The following is a 14,518-nucleotide window of genomic DNA, read 5'->3' on the forward strand; positions in this document are numbered from 1 at the left end:
CACCATGAACGACTACCTGTTCGGCATCTGCGTTCTGCTGATGCTCCTTTCCGCCGGTGCCGGCCTGGCGCGCGGCGCTGCATTCGCGCTGCAGCTCGTCAACGTCCGTTCGCGCCTGGCCGCGGTGTCGATCGCCGCCGGCGCGCTGCTCGCGCTGATCGTGGCGCTCGCCGTAACCGTTCCGTCGCGCGGGTGATGCGATGAAAAAGACCTTCGCATTTGAGCTCGACACTGACCGTCTGCCGACTATCTCCGACGAGTATCTCGCCGCGTGCTGGTACACCGCGCAGTTTCTGCCCGTCGAACACGGCGACCGAGATGCCAGCGAAGCTGTCCGTGCGATCGGCGTCGAAATCATCCGGCGCTGGATGCGCAATCAGCCGGTCCCAATGTTCAACATCCAGTCGGGCGACCACCTGCATAAGCAGATTGCCCGCTTTGCACGCTGGAACGGTACTGAGTGGGTCGCGATCGATACAGCCGAAGCGCCGCCCGCGACAACCGCTGCGCGTGGAACCGGAGTGTGACGACCATGACCCACGAACCGACCATCCGTTATGAACTGCTGACGCCGGCCGGCCTGTGCACTGTCGCCGGCGAGCACGTCGTCATCCCGAACAGCGCCGATGCAACGTTCGGCATCCATGCCGAGCTGCAGGTGCGCGACGGCCACCCTGAAAAGTACATCGTCACGCATCTGATCTCGGGCATGCGGATCGGCCACGGCGCGACGCGCACAGCAGCGCTCGCGAACGCGACGTCGAACGTCGATCGCAACCGCCGCCGACTGCGCGAAATCCTCGAGCAGGCGACGGCCTCGCGCTACGAGCTGCAGCACGCGGCTTACCGCTTGCAGCAGAACCATCACGACATCCTCGGAGGTGCCGCAGCATGACGCACGCAACCACCCCTCACGACGCTGTGCTCGCGGCTGCCATTGCGACGGCCGCCGACTCCCTTCGCTTCGATCACGAACCCGGCGGCCTACAGCGCGTCGCAGTGCTCGCGCTGTTCGTCAGCGTCCTTGGCGATCGCCTGGCGCTTGCCTTCCCCGCGTCGGCCGGCGCGCTCCGCGCGATCGTCGACAGTCCCGCGACGCCTGGCAACCCAGCCGCCCTCTCCCTGCATCAACACCAGTAACGATGGCCTCGATCGAAGAACTGAAACAGCGCATCGACCTGCACGACCTCGCCGATCGGCTCGGAATCAAGCGCGGCCGCGGCGGCGACAAGGCGCTGTACCACTCGCCGCAGCACGAGGACAAGAACCCGTCGCTGTCGATCCTGATGAACCACCCGAAGTACGGGAACCACTGGAAAGACCACAGCAGCGACGCCGGCGGCTCGTGCATCGACCTGGTGCTGCACGCGCGCGGCGGATCTGTCGCGGATGCCGTGCGCTACCTGCACGACGCCTACGGCATCCCGATGGATCGCCCCGACCAGGGCGAGCGCCGCGAGAAGTCGAAAGCCGAGTTCATCGCTGATCGCTGCTTCGCTGACCGCGAGCGCGTGCGCGACTACCTCGGCGGCCGTGGGATCTCGGCCGCGGCGATCGACGCAGCGATCGCCGCGCGCACGCTCGGCTTCAACACCTGGACGAGCTCGACGATCGCCGTCGGAGACGTCGGCCATGCCGGCCCCGGCGCAGCCTTCATCGTGCGCGCGCTGGACGACAACCGCGTCGTCGCCGTCGACATGCGCTACGTCGATCCGGCGCTCAACGGCGGCGTCAAGACGCAAACACAGGGCGACAAGGCCGGCCACGGCTGGACGGCCGACCCGCGCAAGCTCGCGAAATCAAAGCGCGTCGTCATCGTCGAAAGCGCGATCAACGCCCTGTCCGTCGACGCGTGCGAGATCCCGGGTACGGCCGCGTTTGCGCTGCGCGGCCTGGCGAACGTCGACCAGCTCGATTTTTCGTTCCTGCGCGGCAAGGAAGTGAAACAGGTCGTGATCTGCCTGGACAACGACGAGCCGTTCGCGGACGGCCACCCGCGCGCCGGCCACCGCCCCGGCCCCGAGGCGGCCTGGGCGCTATACGAACGGCTGACTAGCCTGAACTTCAGCGCAGTCCTGGTCGACCAGAGTGGCTGGATTACCGACCCAGCGGACGGCGAGACGAAGGCGAAGCCGATCAACGACGTCAACGACTACCTGCAGGCCCGCGGCCCGCGCGAGCTGCAGCGCGCGCTCGAGCAGTACGAGCCGTGGCTGATTGCCGGCATGGCCGGCGACTCAACGCGCAAGGGCCGGCCGCGCATCTACCTGCCGGCGCACGACTTCGGCCAATACTGGCGATTCCGCACGCGGCCGGACTTCACGAGCTACATCACGAAGATGGACAAGAACGAGGAAAGCGGCGTCGAGACGCCCGTGATGACGGACCTGTGCGGCTTCCGCATCGCCAGCATCAGCCGCGTGTCAGTCGCGAGCGCGACGTCGACGATGACGGGCGACGCCGACCAGGCGCCCACCGTCTACTTCGCCGTGTCCGTGCAGACACCACGCCACGGCGCGCAGCTCGTGCGTCGCGTGATGCTCGACGACCAGCTCCACAACACCGACCAATGGGGCAAGCTCGGGCCGATCTGGGCGCCGGCGCCGTTCAAGCGCATGGTCAACATCCTCGAGCGCGGCGCCGACCTCGGCGCACGCGACGCGGCGAACTTCGTCGGCCTGGCGTGGCGCGACGGCCGGCTGATCGTCAACGAAGGCCCGGACTGCTACTTCACGGACGCGAGCAAGCAGTGCCCGTATCACAACCTGACGTTCGCGAGCGGCCCGGTCGCCGACGCGCGCCGCGTCGTCACCGCATACCAACGCACGTTCACGCACAACGCCGCGACGATCCCGCTCGTGTGGGCGCTCGGCGGGCACCTGAAGGCGCTGCTGGGTTTCTGGCCGCACATCACCATCCAGGCGAACAAGGGCGCCGGTAAATCGACGCTCATCAAGCGCCTCGAGCGCTCGATCGGCTTCACGATGTATTCCGGCCAGTCGCTGCAGACCGAATGGCGTTTGCTCACGAGCATCTGCCACACGAGCCACCCGGTCGGCTGGGAGGAAATCTCCGCGCGCCGGCAGGACGTCATCGACAAGGCGGTCGGCATGCTGCAGGAGAACTACCAGTACACCGTGTCGCGGCGCGGCGCCGACATGACGGAGTTTCTGTTGTCCGCGCCCGTGATGCTCGCCGGCGAGGACGTACCCGTGCGTAGCCTGCTCGGCAAGATCATCCGGACCAACCTGACCGGCCGCAAAGGCCCGAAGCTGCCCGAGGATCTGCCTACCTTCCCGGTGCGCCAGTGGCTCGAGTTCCTGGCCGGCCTGAACAAGCGCGACGTGCTCGAGCAGTACGAGGCGCTGGTCGTCAAAGCGCACGCGAACAGCCGCGCGAGCGGCGACGACGACGGCGCGAAGCGCATGGCCGGCAACTACGCGGCCGTCGCGCTCGCCTGGCGCTACCTGTGCGAGTTCGCCGGCATGGACCCGAGCGAAGGCGACTTTCCACGCGACCTGATCGCCGAGATGAACACGCACATCTCCGAAACGAGCGCCGATCGCGAGCCGTGGGTCTGGATCATGGAGACCGTGCTGTCGGAGATCGACGCCGGCAACTACAAGCACCCGTATACCTTCGACACCGTCGACGGCGAGTTCTGCGTGCTGCTGCGCACCGGGCACGTAATGGATCACCTGGCGCACACGAGCGCGCTGCGCGACAAATGGAACGCCCTGCCGGTGAAGTCCGACCGCGTGTTCAAGGCCCAGCTCAAGCACGCCGGCGTCGTCGTCGGCGAAAAGGAGGTCGAGCGCCGGATCTTCACGCGCCGCGTGCCCTACCTCACCCCGATCTCGCTCGAGCGCCTCGAGACGTTCGGTCTGCACGTCGCCGTCCGCGAAGAACTGCTGCGCGACAGCATGGAGGCCGCGTGATCGCCTCTACGCCTTCGCGGCCGCCGCGCGGCCGTGCCCCTTACCCGCTTTTTTCCGGTCGCGTAGCGGCCCTGTACTCGGGTTTCCGGTGCGTGCGCCGATGCGCGCAGCAATCGGCGCGCGCGAGCACCCGGCCGCCGCTTTGTCCGTGTCCCCCCGTACCCCCCGCGAGTGGAAACAGCCGGCAAAAAGCGCAGACCGGGAAGAACGGGGGCCGGCGGGGCCGTTTTTCACGCGGGGAAGGCGGTAGCAGCGCAAATAACTCGTGGTTTTTGGGGGGTGTCGCTCGTAAGTCCTTGATTCTGGAAGCGAGTGCCGCCATGAATCACCCTGTTTTTGCCACGAGTCGGGCCGTTTTTGCCACTAGTCCGATTTTCGACCTGTCGTCCCTCGTCCCCTTCTTCTCTCTCTCTAAATTATTGAAAAAGAAGAAGAAAGAATACGTAGAAGGGCAGGAAATCAGCCGAAAGGCCGTGCCACGAGTCGGGCGCGTTTTGCCACGAGTCGCGGACGCTGCCTATTTTTTAGGCCACGAGTCAGGAGGGGGTGCCGCGTGTTTTTGATGGCAACTCATGGCAGATAGAATCGTTACAAATCAAGCATTTATGTGTGTAAAACCGCGCTTGCCATCAATCCACGAGTTGTTCTGCGTGTGCCTCCCCCGCGTCGACTCGAAAACGGTGCCCCGATGAACACGATAGATCTCGCTCAGGCTGCCGCGCTGCTCGGCGCCCACCCCGAAACGGTGCGCCTGAAAGCGAAGGCTGGCGACGTACCAGGCCGGAAGGTCGGTAAGCGCTGGATGTTTTCGACGATTGCCCTCGAGCGCTACCTCGCCGGAGAATGGATCCCGCGAGTTGTGCAGGGCGAACGTCCTGGAGAAGTTGAACCATGTCGCTCTACAAACGGAAGACCAGTCCCAACTGGCAATACAAGCTGTACCCCCCTGGCGGTGGAACGCCGCTACAAGGCAGCACTGGCACCAGCAACAAAGCGCAGGCCGAAGAGTTCCACGACCGACTGAAGGTCGAGCTGTGGAATCAGGCGAAGCTCGGCGTCCGGCCGCGCTACACCTGGAACGACGCCGTCGTGCGCTACGTCAGCGACCGCGAAGGGCTCTCGAGCCTGGAGACGTCGAAGACCCACCTGCGATGGCTCGACCAGCACCTGTCCGGCGTCGCCCTGGTCGACATCAACCGCGACCGCATCGACGCGATCGCCCTGGCGAAGAGGAGGGAACCGAAGGTCATCCGCACGAAGCACGCGGTCGTCGTCACCGACCAGGCCGTGAGCGCGGGCACCGTGAGGCGCGTGATCGGCGTGCTGATGGCGGTGTTGAATGCGGCGGTCGCGTGGGAATGGCTCGATCGCGCGCCGGTGATGAAGCGAACGAAGAGCGCGGCGAAGCGGATCCGGTGGCTGACGCAGCACCAGGCCGAGCGGCTGCTCGCCGAGCTGCCGGATCACCTGGCCGAGATGGCGCGGTTCGCCCTCGAGACGGGCCTGCGTCGTTCGAACGTGACCGGGCTACAGTGGTCGCAGGTCGACATCGTGCGGCGCGTTGCCTGGATCCACCCGGACCAGGCGAAGGCGAAGAAGGCGATCACGGTGCCGCTGTCCGAAACGGCGATCGCGGTGCTGCTACGTCAGCGCGCGAAGAAGCGAGCACCCGAGTTCGCCGACAGCGTGTTCGTCTACCACGGCCGGCCGGTCTATCAGACCGTGACCGAAGCCTGGCGCAAGGCGTTGAAGCGTGCGCGTATCAGCGACTTCCGTTGGCACGACCTGCGCCACACCTGGGCGAGCTGGCACGTGCAACGCGGCACGCCGCTGCAGGTGCTGAAGGAGCTGGGCGGCTGGGAAACGCTGGAAATGGTGCAGCGGTACGCGCATCTGTCAGCCGATCACCTGGCGCATTGGGTCACGCCGCTAACGGCCGAGCCGGTGCCGAGGCTAGCTGCAATTTAGCTGCAATGAGACTGTCCGCCGAGGGAAGGAAACCGCTGAGAGCCTGACTAGGCTTGGCGCGCCCGGCTGGGATCGAACCAGCAACCCCTGCCTTCGGAGGGCAGTACTCTATCCATTGAGCTACGGGCGCATGTGACAGTGAAACGACCCTGATAAACCGGCCGCCCACCATTGGCAAGACGGCAAGGATACCCGGTTTCCCATGACGCGTCCACCTCCCCGCCGAAACCCCCGCCGGCGCGTCATCCGTGCGGGTAAACACGCGCCATCGCGCCGCTCGCCGTGATGTAAACGTTCCGTCTATAATCGACCGTGCTTCATTGGATTGCCATTTGCCGTTGCACCGCGCTCACAATTCCTATTCACGGAGACGAGGCAAGCATGAGCGAAGCACCCCACGAATCTCCCGTCAAAACTCCCGGGCAGTTGATTGCCGTCATCATCGCGTCGTTCGCGATTCCGATCGCCCTGATCGTCCTCTTTGCCACCTATGCCAACCACGCGTTCCGTTCGGGCGCCGGCACGGATGCGCTATCCGACCAACAGGTCGCCGCACGTATCGCGCCGATCGCACAGGTCACCGTGAAAGACGCCAACGCACCACGCACGTACAAGACCGGCGAGGAAGTCTATAAGGCCGTCTGCGTGACCTGTCACGGCACGGGCGCCGCGGGTGCGCCGAAGTTCGGGAACAAGGACGACTGGGCGCCGCGCATCGCGCAAGGCTTCGACACGCTGCTGAAGACTGCCCTGTCCGGCAAGGGCGCGATGCCGCCGCGCGGCGGCACGAGCCCCGACGACGTCAGCGACTATGAAATCGCCCGCGCGATCGTCTACATGGCGAACAACGACGGCGCGAACTTCCCGGAACCGGCCGCACCGACCGCGAATGCAGCAACGGCCGCAAGCGGGGCGGCGGGCGCGGCAGGCGCATCGGGCGCCGACGCGTCGAACGCGCAGGCCGCCGCCGCGATGGCAGCGATCGCCGCGATTCCGAAGGCCGGCGAAAAGCCCGCGGCCGCGCCGACCAGCGCCGACGCCGCATCGGCCGGCAAGGCGCTGTACACGCAGGTGTGCCAGGCGTGCCACGCAGCCGGCGTGCTGGGCGCGCCGAAGTTCGGCAGCAAGGAAGACTGGGCGCCGCGCCTGAAGGACTCGATGGACACGGTCTACAACTACGCGCTGCACGGCAAGGGCGCGATGCCGCCGAAGGGCGGGTCGAACGCATCCGATGCCGATGTGAAGGCGGCAGTCGACTACATGGTCAACTCGGCGAAGTAAGGCCAGTCACACCGGCAGCGCTTCTGCCTACAAAAACAAAACCCCCGCGGTGCACGCGCATCGCGGGGGTTTTGTTTTGCTGGATCACCGAATCACCCGATCACCGGGGCGCTCGACCGTCACGCGATCTACCGGGCGACACGCGCCGCGTTACTTCTGCAGCAGCGCCTTCAGGCTCGCGAGCCGATCCTTCGGCGTCATCGGCGCCTCTTCCGGCGTGGGCGGCGGCGCTTCGTCGAGGCCCATCTCCGGGATGAAGCGCGACGGCTCGCACACGACCGTCTCGCGCGCCCGCTTGCGCTTCTTGCACCAGTTCAGGTGCAGGCTGCGCTGCGCGCGCGTGATCGCGACGTACATCAGCCGGCGCTCTTCCTCGATCCGCTCGTTGTCGATCGGGCCGTCGTCCTCGCTGCCGCCGCGGTGCGGCATGATGCCTTCCTCGACGCCGACCAGGAACACGTGCGGATACTCGAGCCCCTTCGATGCATGGACGGTCGACAGCCGCACGGCGTCCGGATCCTCGTCCTTGCCCTCGAGCATCGACATCAGCGCGACGGTCTGGATCAGGCCGAGCAGGTTCTTGCCGGTGTCCGCCAGCCCGTCCGCGTTGTGGAAACCTTCGGCTTCGCCGTCGACGGCTTCCGTCTCCGGCTTGGTGCCCTTGCGCTTGAGCCACTCGAGGAATTCGAGCACGTTCTGCCACTTCGACTGCGCCTGCCGTTCGTCGAACGCGTCGTACAGGTAAGCCTCGTAGTGGATGGCTTCCATCATATCGTCGAGCACGACGGTCGCGGGTTCCTTGTCCGCGCGATCGGTGAGCCGCTGGATGAAGTCGCAGAACATCCGCAGCGGCTCGACCTGCCGCGCCGACAGCCGCGCCTCGATCCCGCCCATGTACACGGCCTCGAACAGCGACACCTTGGCCTGGCCCGCGAACGAGCCGAGCGCTTCGAGCGTGGTGTTGCCGATCCCGCGACGCGGCGTCGTGACCGCGCGGATGAACGCGGGATCGTCGTCGGCGTTCGCGATCAGCCGCAGGTACGCGCACAAATCCTTGATCTCGGCCTTGTCGAAGAACGACTGGCCGCCCGACAGCACGTACGGGATCCGCTCGCGTCGCAGCACCTGCTCGAAGATCCGCGCCTGGAAGTTGCCGCGATAAAGGATCGCATAGTCGCGGAACTGCGCGCGCCGCTCGAACTTGTGCGCGGACAGCCGGAACACGACGGATTCGGCTTCATGCTCCTCGTCGTTGCATGGCGTGACGGTGATCGAATCGCCCATCCCGTGCTCGGACCACAGCTTCTTCTCGAACAGCTTCGGGTTGTTCGCGATCACGTTGTTCGCGGCGGTGAGGATCCGCACCGTCGACCGGTAGTTCTGCTCGAGCTTGATCACGTGCAGCTTCGGAAAATCCTTGCCGAGCTGCGCGAGGTTCTCCAGCGTCGCGCCGCGCCAGCCGTAGATCGCCTGGTCGTCGTCGCCCACCGCCGTGAACGCGGCGCGCGGGCCGGCGAGCAGCTTCAGCAGCTCGTACTGGCACGCGTTGGTGTCCTGGTATTCGTCGATCAGCAGATAGCGCAGCTTGTTCTGCCAGCGGTCGCGCACCTGCTCGTTCTTCGCGAACAGCTCGGCCGGCAGGCGGATCAGGTCGTCGAAGTCGACCGCCTGGTACGCATGCAGCGTCGCGACGTAGTTGCGGTAGACCAGCGCGGCCTGGTGCTCGTCCTCGTTGGCGGCGATCGCCATCGCCTCGTCCGGCATGATCAGGCCGTTCTTCCACAGCGAGATGATGCTCTGGATCTTGCGGATCAGCCCCTTGTCCGTCGTGCCGAGCTGCTCCTGGATCATCCCGAAGCAATCGTCCGAATCCATGATCGAGAACTGCGGCTTCAGGCCGACGTGCTCGGCCTCCTGGCGCAGGATCTGCACGCCGAGCGAGTGGAACGTACACACGGTGAGCTGGTTGACAGGCACCTTGCGGCCTTCCTTGCCGGGCGTGGTGAGCGTCTTGCCCTCCAGCAGCTTCGACACGCGCTCGCGCATTTCGGCGGCGGCCTTGTTCGTGAACGTGACGGCCGCGATGTGGCGCGGCTCGAAGCCTTTCGCTTCGATCAGGTGCGCGATCTTCTGCGTGATCACGCGGGTCTTGCCGCTGCCCGCGCCGGCGAGCACGAGGCAGGGACCGTCGAGGTAGCGCACCGCTTCGTTCTGAGCGGGGTTGAGGCCTGCGGACATGATGGCGGATGATGTTGCGGTTGACGGCGGGACGCCGGGAGGATGCCGCGCGCGGCGGGCCTGCGATGCAGGCGGACACACGGGCAGGACGCGCATGTTAACACGTCGGCGGCGTGCATTTCGGGAGCACCACCGGGCGGGGCCGCGCAGGCAGCGCAGCTGTTTCGTCCCCTTCTCCGGCTCCCGGCCGCTCCTCCCGCCCGCCCTCGCCGCATCCGTCACCGCCCGTCGCCGCTCCTTGTCCGAACGGCCAATCCGGCCCCTTCCACGGCCCGATCGGCCACAATGGATGCACGTCGGCGCGGCTGCGCGCCGGGCCCGTCAGCCTCGTCACCGGATCGATTTCCATGGGATACCCGTTCGCCACCGCCGCTCTCGGCCCACTGCTGTTCCTTCAGGGGCGCCACGTGCGCCGCGTCACGCCGCGGCTGCCCGAAGCAGCCGGCCCGCGCGACGGCGTGGCCGGCGAGGGGCCGCCGCTGCGCGTGCTGGTGGTCGGCGATTCGGCCGCCGCGGGCGTCGGCGTCGCGTCGCAGCGCGACGCACTGTCCGGGCACCTCGCGCACACGCTGGCGGCCACCCATCGGGTCAGGTGGAAGCTGCTCGCCCGCACGGGCGTCACCACGCGCGAGCTCGTCGACTGGCTCGCGACCGAACCGGCCGAGCCGTTCGATGTGGCGGTGACGTCGCTCGGCGTCAACGACGTGACGGGCGGCGTGCCGCCGGCGCGCTGGCTGGCTGAGCAGGCCGAGCTCGTGCGGCTGCTCGCCGCGCGCTTCCAGGTCGGTCACGTGATCCTGTCCGCGGTGCCGCCGATGGAGCGCTTTCCGGCGCTCCCGCAGCCGCTCGCGTGGTACCTCGGGCTGCGCGCGAAGCGGCTCAATACCGCCCTCGCCGACTGGGCCGCGACCCAGCCGAACTGCACGTTCCTGCGCGTCGCGCTGCCGCTCGAGCGCCACCTGATGGCGGCCGACGGCTTCCATCCGGGCGCCGCGGCATGCGCGGCGTGGGCCGCGCAGGTCGCGAGCGCCGTGATGCGGCCGCGGGCCGTCGCATGACGCGGGCCGGCGCGGGCGTGCCGGCCGCGCCCCATGCGGCCGAGTGTGCGGCCGACTGCTTGGCCGACTGCCCGTCTGGCTGCCCGGCCGACTGCGCGGTGGACCACGCACGTCACCCGCCGCCCCGGCGCCAAACGCCCGCACTCACCGCGCGTGCGCCGCATCCTGTCGCGCATTTTGCCGAACGCGTCGGTACGCGCCGTCGCGCCGTGCCAAAATAGCCGGTCGTGCCCGCGCCTTCGCGGGCGCGCCACTCCATCCTTTCGTTTCGTTCGCAGCCAGGGATTGCCATGTCGTCATTGCTCAGGATTGGTTTGATGGGTTTCGGTTTCGCCGGCGCGACGTTCCACGCGCCCGTGATCGCCACGAGCGGCCGCACCGAGGTCGCCGCGATCGCGACCGGCCAGGCCGATCGCGCGCGCGCCGCGTATCCGGGCGCGCGCATCGTCCCCGATCTCGATACGCTGCTCGGCCTCGATGACATCGACTGCGTGGTGATCGCCACGCCCAACGACACGCACTTCGCGCTTGCGCGTCAGGTGCTCGAAGCCGGCCGCCACGTCGTGGTCGACAAGCCGGTCACGCTCACCGCCGACGAAGCGCTCGCGCTCGCGCGGCTCGCGAATGCACGCAGCCGCCTGTTCGCCCCGTTCCACAACCGCCGCTGGGACGGCGACTTCCTCACCGTGCGCCGCGTCGTCGAATCGGGCGAACTCGGCCGGCTCACCTATTTCACGTCGCACTTCGACCGCTTCCGGCCAACCCCGCGCACGCGCTGGCGCGAGGAGCCGGCGCGCGGCGGCGGCCTGCTGTTGGACCTCGGCCCGCACCTGATCGACCAGGCGCTCGCGCTGTTCGGGCTGCCGGAAACGGTGAGCGCGACGGTCAAGACGCGCCGCGACAACGGCACGGCGCCCGACTTCGTGCACCTGCAGCTCGGCTATCCGGACAAGGACGTCGCACTGCACGCGAGTGCGCTGTCGGCGATCGAGCCCGCACGCTTCACACTGCACGGCACGCGCGGCAGCTATCAGAAGTTCGGGCTCGACACGCAGGAAGACCAGCTGAAGGCCGGCCTCACGCCGGACGACGTCGAATTCGGCGGCGGCAATCCGCCCGGCGTGCTGCGCGTGCTCGACGGCGAATTCGAGGTCGAACGGCCGGTGCCGACGCTCGACGGCCAGTACGCGGAGTTCTACCGCGCACTCGCCGCGTCGGTCCACGACGGCGCGCCGTTCCCGGTCACGCCGCAGGACGCCGTCGACGTGATGACGATCATCGAGCTCGCCGCGCAGAGCGAGCACGACGGCCGCCGGCTACCGTTCGTGCGCCGGATGGTCTGACGGTCGATCGCCCGCCGGGTCAGTGCCGACCCCGGCCGCATCGCCGCCGCGCCACGCGTTGCCGAGCAACGCGCCGGCAGCACCCATGCGGCGCCACTGGCCCGGCAGCGGTGCCGTTCCGAACATTCCGTTACAAATGGTGCGGGAACGAAAGTCAGCGGTGAGCCGGTCTGACGCGTTTCTCGAAAAGTCGATTCGACACCAAACCATCAGGAGAATGTGATGCAACGGTTGGTTCGCGCAGCGGCATGCTGCGTCCTGATTTCCTCGCTCGCGGCCTGTGTCGTGCAGCCGCAGCGGCCGGCACGCCAGGCGCCGCCGCCCGCGCCGCGGCCGAACCCGCAAGTCGTCGCGAACGATCGCTTGCTGGAGGTCCAGGGGAGGATCGACAATCTGCACCGCCGGATCGATGCACGCGTGAACGGCGGCTACTACCCGCCGCCTTACGGCGCGCAGCTGCACCATCGTCTCGACGTGATCCGCCAGGAGTCGAACGACATGTCGTCCCAGCACGGCGGCGGCCTGTCCGGCGACGAGCAGCGCGTGCTGAACCAGGAACTCGACACGGCCGCGCGCGCGATCGGCGAGTAACGCCGGCGCCTGCCGGCGGCGAAAAAGTGGCGGCATCCGATGCCGCCGCTTGTCGCGAAGCGACACTTTTTTGCTCAAATTGACAATGCCCGATCGCTCGCGTACAGTCGCCCGCACGCGTCGGGAGAGCGTGTGACCGCGTAGCTAGCAACGCCGGTCGCGCCGCCGAAGGGGCACACCCGCAAACTCTCAGGCAAAAGGACCGACCGCGTCGGGGAATCCCGTCCGCGCATTGCGCGGGCCGCACTCCCCGCACTCTGGAGAGCGGCAGTAGCCCGTAGCGCATATGCAGCGCGGGCAAGCTGCCCACCGAAGGGGCGCGCGCTCGCCGGCTTTGCCGCAGCGCAATCTCTCAGGTATCGAGGACAGAGGGGCATGTACCGGATCGCTCGCAGGCCGCACGGCCGCAGTGGTCGGCACATGGCCGTTCTGACCCGCGCGCAAGCGCCTTGCCTGAGGCCTCGATGACTGCACTGAATCACACCCCGCTCCACGCCGCGCACCGCGCGCTCAATGCCCGCATGGTCGACTTCGGCGGCTGGGACATGCCCGTCAACTACGGCTCGCAGATCGAAGAACACGAAGCCGTGCGCACCGACGCCGGCATGTTCGACGTGTCGCACATGTGCGTCGTCGATTTCACCGGCAGCCGCGTGCGCGCATTCTTCGAGCACGCGATCGCGAACAACGTCGGCAAGCTCAAGATCCCCGGCAAGGCGCTCTATTCGTGCCTGCTCAATCCGCAGGGCGGCGTCATCGACGACCTGATCGTCTATTACTTCACCGAAGACTTCTTCCGCGTCGTCGTCAACGCCGGCACCGCCGAGAAAGACATCGCGTGGTTCGCGCAACTCAACGAACAAGGCGGCTACGACCTGACCATCGCGCAGCGTCGCGATTTCGCGATCGTCGCCGTTCAGGGCCCGAACGCACGCGAAAAAACCTGGACGACGGTGCCCTCCGCACGCGCCGCGACGAGCGAGCTGAAGCCGTTCAACGCCGCGCAGGTCGCCGGCACGCCGTTCGGCGATCTCACCATCGCACGCACCGGCTACACCGGCGAAGACGGCTTCGAAGTGATCGTCCCGGCCACGCACGTGGAAGCGCTGTGGAACGCGCTGCAGCAGAACGGCGTGCGCCCGTGCGGGCTCGGCGCGCGCGACACGCTGCGCCTCGAGGCCGGCATGAACCTGTACGGCCAGGACATGGACGAGAACGTATCGCCGCTCGACGCGGGCCTCGCGTGGACGGTCGACCTGTCGACGCCGCGCGAATTCGTCGGCCGTGCCGCGCTCGAGCGCGACGGCTCGCGTGCCGCGTTCGTCGGCCTGATCCTGCAAAAGGAAAACGGCAAGGCGGGCGGCGTGCTGCGCGCACACCAGAAAGTCGTCACGCCGCACGGCGAAGGCGAAATCACGAGCGGCACCTTCTCGCCGTCGATGCAGGAATCGATCGCGTTCGCGCGCGTGCCGGCGGCCGTCCAGGTCGGCGACACCGTTCATGTGCAGATTCGAGACAAGCAACTTCCCGCGCGCGTGGTAAAACTGCCGTTCGTGCGCAACGGCAAGGTCCTCGCTGCGTAACGACCGAGAAGCGACCGGCAGGCCGCCTCCCGGAAAGCCGGGAAATGGCGCCCGGCGCAACCACACCCGGCGCGCCCCGGCGGCGCGCCAGCATAACGAACACACCCTTTATCCAGGAGCATCCGATGAGCAACGTCCCGGCCGATCTGAAGTACACCGACGAACACGAGTGGATCCGCACCGAAGCAGACGGCACGCTGACGGTCGGCATCACCGATCACGCGCAGAGCACGCTCGGCGACATCGTCTTCCTCGAACTGCCGGAAGTCGGCAAGTCGGTGAACGCGGGTGACGCCGTCGGCGTCGTCGAATCGGTGAAGGCAGCATCCGACATCTACTCGCCGGTATCGGGCGAAATCGTCGCCGCCAACACGGAAGCCGCCGACGCCCCGGAACAAGTGAACAGCGACGCGTACGGCGTGTGGCTCTTCAAGATCAAGCTCGCCGCCGGCGCATCGACCGACAAGCTGATCGACGCTGACGCCTACAGCAAGCTGATCGACTAATTTTCCTTACCC

The 14,518-nt window shown here is 67.2% G+C and carries 14 protein-coding genes, 1 tRNA gene and 2 riboswitches; of the genes, 13 read left to right on the top strand and 2 right to left on the bottom strand.

The features are described 5' to 3' along the window. Positions 1 to 4 precede the first annotated feature (4 nt). The 7 genes from O1Q03_RS12325 (at position 5) to O1Q03_RS12355 (ending at position 5,906) form a co-directional block, all read left to right on the top strand. Positions 5 to 196, top strand: a complete 192-nt coding sequence (locus O1Q03_RS12325) for a hypothetical protein (RefSeq protein ID WP_269503763.1) — start codon at positions 5 to 7, stop codon at positions 194 to 196. A gap of 4 nt (positions 197 to 200) precedes the next feature. Then, a complete protein-coding gene (locus O1Q03_RS12330; RefSeq protein ID WP_269503765.1) occupies positions 201 to 527 on the top strand; it encodes a hypothetical protein in 327 nt (108 codons plus the stop codon). A gap of 5 nt (positions 528 to 532) precedes the next feature. Continuing rightward, positions 533 to 895 (top strand): hypothetical protein, encoded by a 363-nt coding sequence (locus O1Q03_RS12335; protein WP_269503767.1) that lies wholly within the window; start codon positions 533 to 535, stop codon positions 893 to 895. Further along, complete coding sequence (locus O1Q03_RS12340; protein ID WP_269503768.1) at positions 892 to 1,140, top strand: hypothetical protein; 249 nt, start codon at positions 892 to 894, stop codon at positions 1,138 to 1,140. The genes O1Q03_RS12335 and O1Q03_RS12340 overlap by 4 nt, the downstream gene beginning before the upstream one ends. A gap of 2 nt (positions 1,141 to 1,142) precedes the next feature. After that, positions 1,143 to 3,938, top strand: coding sequence for a toprim domain-containing protein (locus O1Q03_RS12345; protein WP_269503769.1), 2,796 nt, complete (start codon positions 1,143 to 1,145; stop codon positions 3,936 to 3,938). 688 nt (positions 3,939 to 4,626) lie between these two features. Then, positions 4,627 to 4,962, top strand: a complete 336-nt coding sequence (locus O1Q03_RS12350) for a helix-turn-helix domain-containing protein (RefSeq protein ID WP_269503770.1) — start codon at positions 4,627 to 4,629, stop codon at positions 4,960 to 4,962. Further along, positions 4,875 to 5,906 carry a tyrosine-type recombinase/integrase gene (locus O1Q03_RS12355; RefSeq protein WP_269503895.1) on the top strand — a complete coding sequence of 344 codons (1,032 nt, stop codon included), beginning with the start codon at positions 4,875 to 4,877 and terminating at the stop codon, positions 5,904 to 5,906. The genes O1Q03_RS12350 and O1Q03_RS12355 overlap by 88 nt, the downstream gene beginning before the upstream one ends. A gap of 54 nt (positions 5,907 to 5,960) precedes the next feature. On the opposite strand, the gene O1Q03_RS12360 is transcribed toward O1Q03_RS12355, so the two are convergent. Then, positions 5,961 to 6,036, bottom strand: a tRNA-Arg gene (locus O1Q03_RS12360). Between the two features lie 251 nt (positions 6,037 to 6,287). On the opposite strand from O1Q03_RS12360, the gene O1Q03_RS12365 reads away from it, so the two are divergent. Continuing rightward, positions 6,288 to 7,187 carry a c-type cytochrome gene (locus O1Q03_RS12365; RefSeq protein ID WP_269503771.1) on the top strand — a complete coding sequence of 300 codons (900 nt, stop codon included), beginning with the start codon at positions 6,288 to 6,290 and terminating at the stop codon, positions 7,185 to 7,187. A gap of 150 nt (positions 7,188 to 7,337) precedes the next feature. On the opposite strand, the gene O1Q03_RS12370 is transcribed toward O1Q03_RS12365, so the two are convergent. Next, positions 7,338 to 9,425, bottom strand: a complete 2,088-nt coding sequence (locus tag O1Q03_RS12370) for a UvrD-helicase domain-containing protein (RefSeq protein ID WP_269503772.1) — start codon at positions 9,423 to 9,425, stop codon at positions 7,338 to 7,340. Between the two features lie 347 nt (positions 9,426 to 9,772). Here O1Q03_RS12370 and O1Q03_RS12375 point away from each other — a divergent pair, with 347 nt between their 5' ends. The 5 genes from O1Q03_RS12375 to gcvH all read left to right on the top strand — a co-directional run bounded on the left by O1Q03_RS12375 (position 9,773) and on the right by gcvH (position 14,506). Next, a complete protein-coding gene (locus tag O1Q03_RS12375) occupies positions 9,773 to 10,483 on the top strand; it encodes an SGNH/GDSL hydrolase family protein (protein WP_269503773.1) in 711 nt (236 codons plus the stop codon). 290 nt (positions 10,484 to 10,773) lie between these two features. Continuing rightward, positions 10,774 to 11,826: an oxidoreductase gene (locus O1Q03_RS12380; RefSeq protein ID WP_269503774.1), complete on the top strand. Its 1,053-nt coding sequence runs from the start codon at positions 10,774 to 10,776 to the stop codon at positions 11,824 to 11,826. A gap of 222 nt (positions 11,827 to 12,048) precedes the next feature. Continuing rightward, positions 12,049 to 12,417: a hypothetical protein gene (locus tag O1Q03_RS12385; RefSeq protein WP_269503776.1), complete on the top strand. Its 369-nt coding sequence runs from the start codon at positions 12,049 to 12,051 to the stop codon at positions 12,415 to 12,417. Positions 12,418 to 12,528: 111 nt separating this feature from the next. Further along, positions 12,529 to 12,632: riboswitch (glycine riboswitch) on the top strand. A 32-nt stretch (positions 12,633 to 12,664) separates the two neighbouring features. Beyond that, positions 12,665 to 12,796: riboswitch (glycine riboswitch) on the top strand. An 85-nt stretch (positions 12,797 to 12,881) separates the two neighbouring features. Further along, a complete protein-coding gene (gene gcvT / locus O1Q03_RS12390; protein WP_269503777.1) occupies positions 12,882 to 14,000 on the top strand; it encodes a glycine cleavage system aminomethyltransferase GcvT in 1,119 nt (372 codons plus the stop codon). A 125-nt stretch (positions 14,001 to 14,125) separates the two neighbouring features. After that, positions 14,126 to 14,506, top strand: a complete 381-nt coding sequence (gcvH, locus tag O1Q03_RS12395) for a glycine cleavage system protein GcvH (RefSeq protein ID WP_269503778.1) — start codon at positions 14,126 to 14,128, stop codon at positions 14,504 to 14,506. Positions 14,507 to 14,518 lie beyond the last annotated feature (12 nt).

The sequence above is a fragment of the Burkholderia sp. IMCC1007 genome (assembly GCF_027257875.1).
In the GTDB taxonomy this organism is placed as follows: Bacteria; Pseudomonadota; Gammaproteobacteria; order Burkholderiales; family Burkholderiaceae; genus Burkholderia.

What these genes read in the sequence shown, in the direction of transcription:
- O1Q03_RS12370 (WP_269503772.1), bottom strand. Translation starts at nt 9,425, where the DNA reads ATGTCCGCAGGCCTCAACCCCGCTCAGAACGAAGCGGTGCGCTACCTC.
- O1Q03_RS12380 (WP_269503774.1), top strand. Translation starts at nt 10,774, where the DNA reads ATGTCGTCATTGCTCAGGATTGGTTTGATGGGTTTCGGTTTCGCCGGC.
- gcvT (WP_269503777.1), top strand. Translation starts at nt 12,882, where the DNA reads ATGACTGCACTGAATCACACCCCGCTCCACGCCGCGCACCGCGCGCTC.
- O1Q03_RS12385 (WP_269503776.1), top strand. Translation starts at nt 12,049, where the DNA reads ATGCAACGGTTGGTTCGCGCAGCGGCATGCTGCGTCCTGATTTCCTCG.
- O1Q03_RS12325 (WP_269503763.1), top strand. Translation starts at nt 5, where the DNA reads ATGAACGACTACCTGTTCGGCATCTGCGTTCTGCTGATGCTCCTTTCC.
- O1Q03_RS12335 (WP_269503767.1), top strand. Translation starts at nt 533, where the DNA reads ATGACCCACGAACCGACCATCCGTTATGAACTGCTGACGCCGGCCGGC.
- gcvH (WP_269503778.1), top strand. Translation starts at nt 14,126, where the DNA reads ATGAGCAACGTCCCGGCCGATCTGAAGTACACCGACGAACACGAGTGG.
- O1Q03_RS12340 (WP_269503768.1), top strand. Translation starts at nt 892, where the DNA reads ATGACGCACGCAACCACCCCTCACGACGCTGTGCTCGCGGCTGCCATT.
- O1Q03_RS12375 (WP_269503773.1), top strand. Translation starts at nt 9,773, where the DNA reads ATGGGATACCCGTTCGCCACCGCCGCTCTCGGCCCACTGCTGTTCCTT.
- O1Q03_RS12345 (WP_269503769.1), top strand. Translation starts at nt 1,143, where the DNA reads ATGGCCTCGATCGAAGAACTGAAACAGCGCATCGACCTGCACGACCTC.
- O1Q03_RS12365 (WP_269503771.1), top strand. Translation starts at nt 6,288, where the DNA reads ATGAGCGAAGCACCCCACGAATCTCCCGTCAAAACTCCCGGGCAGTTG.
- O1Q03_RS12350 (WP_269503770.1), top strand. Translation starts at nt 4,627, where the DNA reads ATGAACACGATAGATCTCGCTCAGGCTGCCGCGCTGCTCGGCGCCCAC.
- O1Q03_RS12330 (WP_269503765.1), top strand. Translation starts at nt 201, where the DNA reads ATGAAAAAGACCTTCGCATTTGAGCTCGACACTGACCGTCTGCCGACT.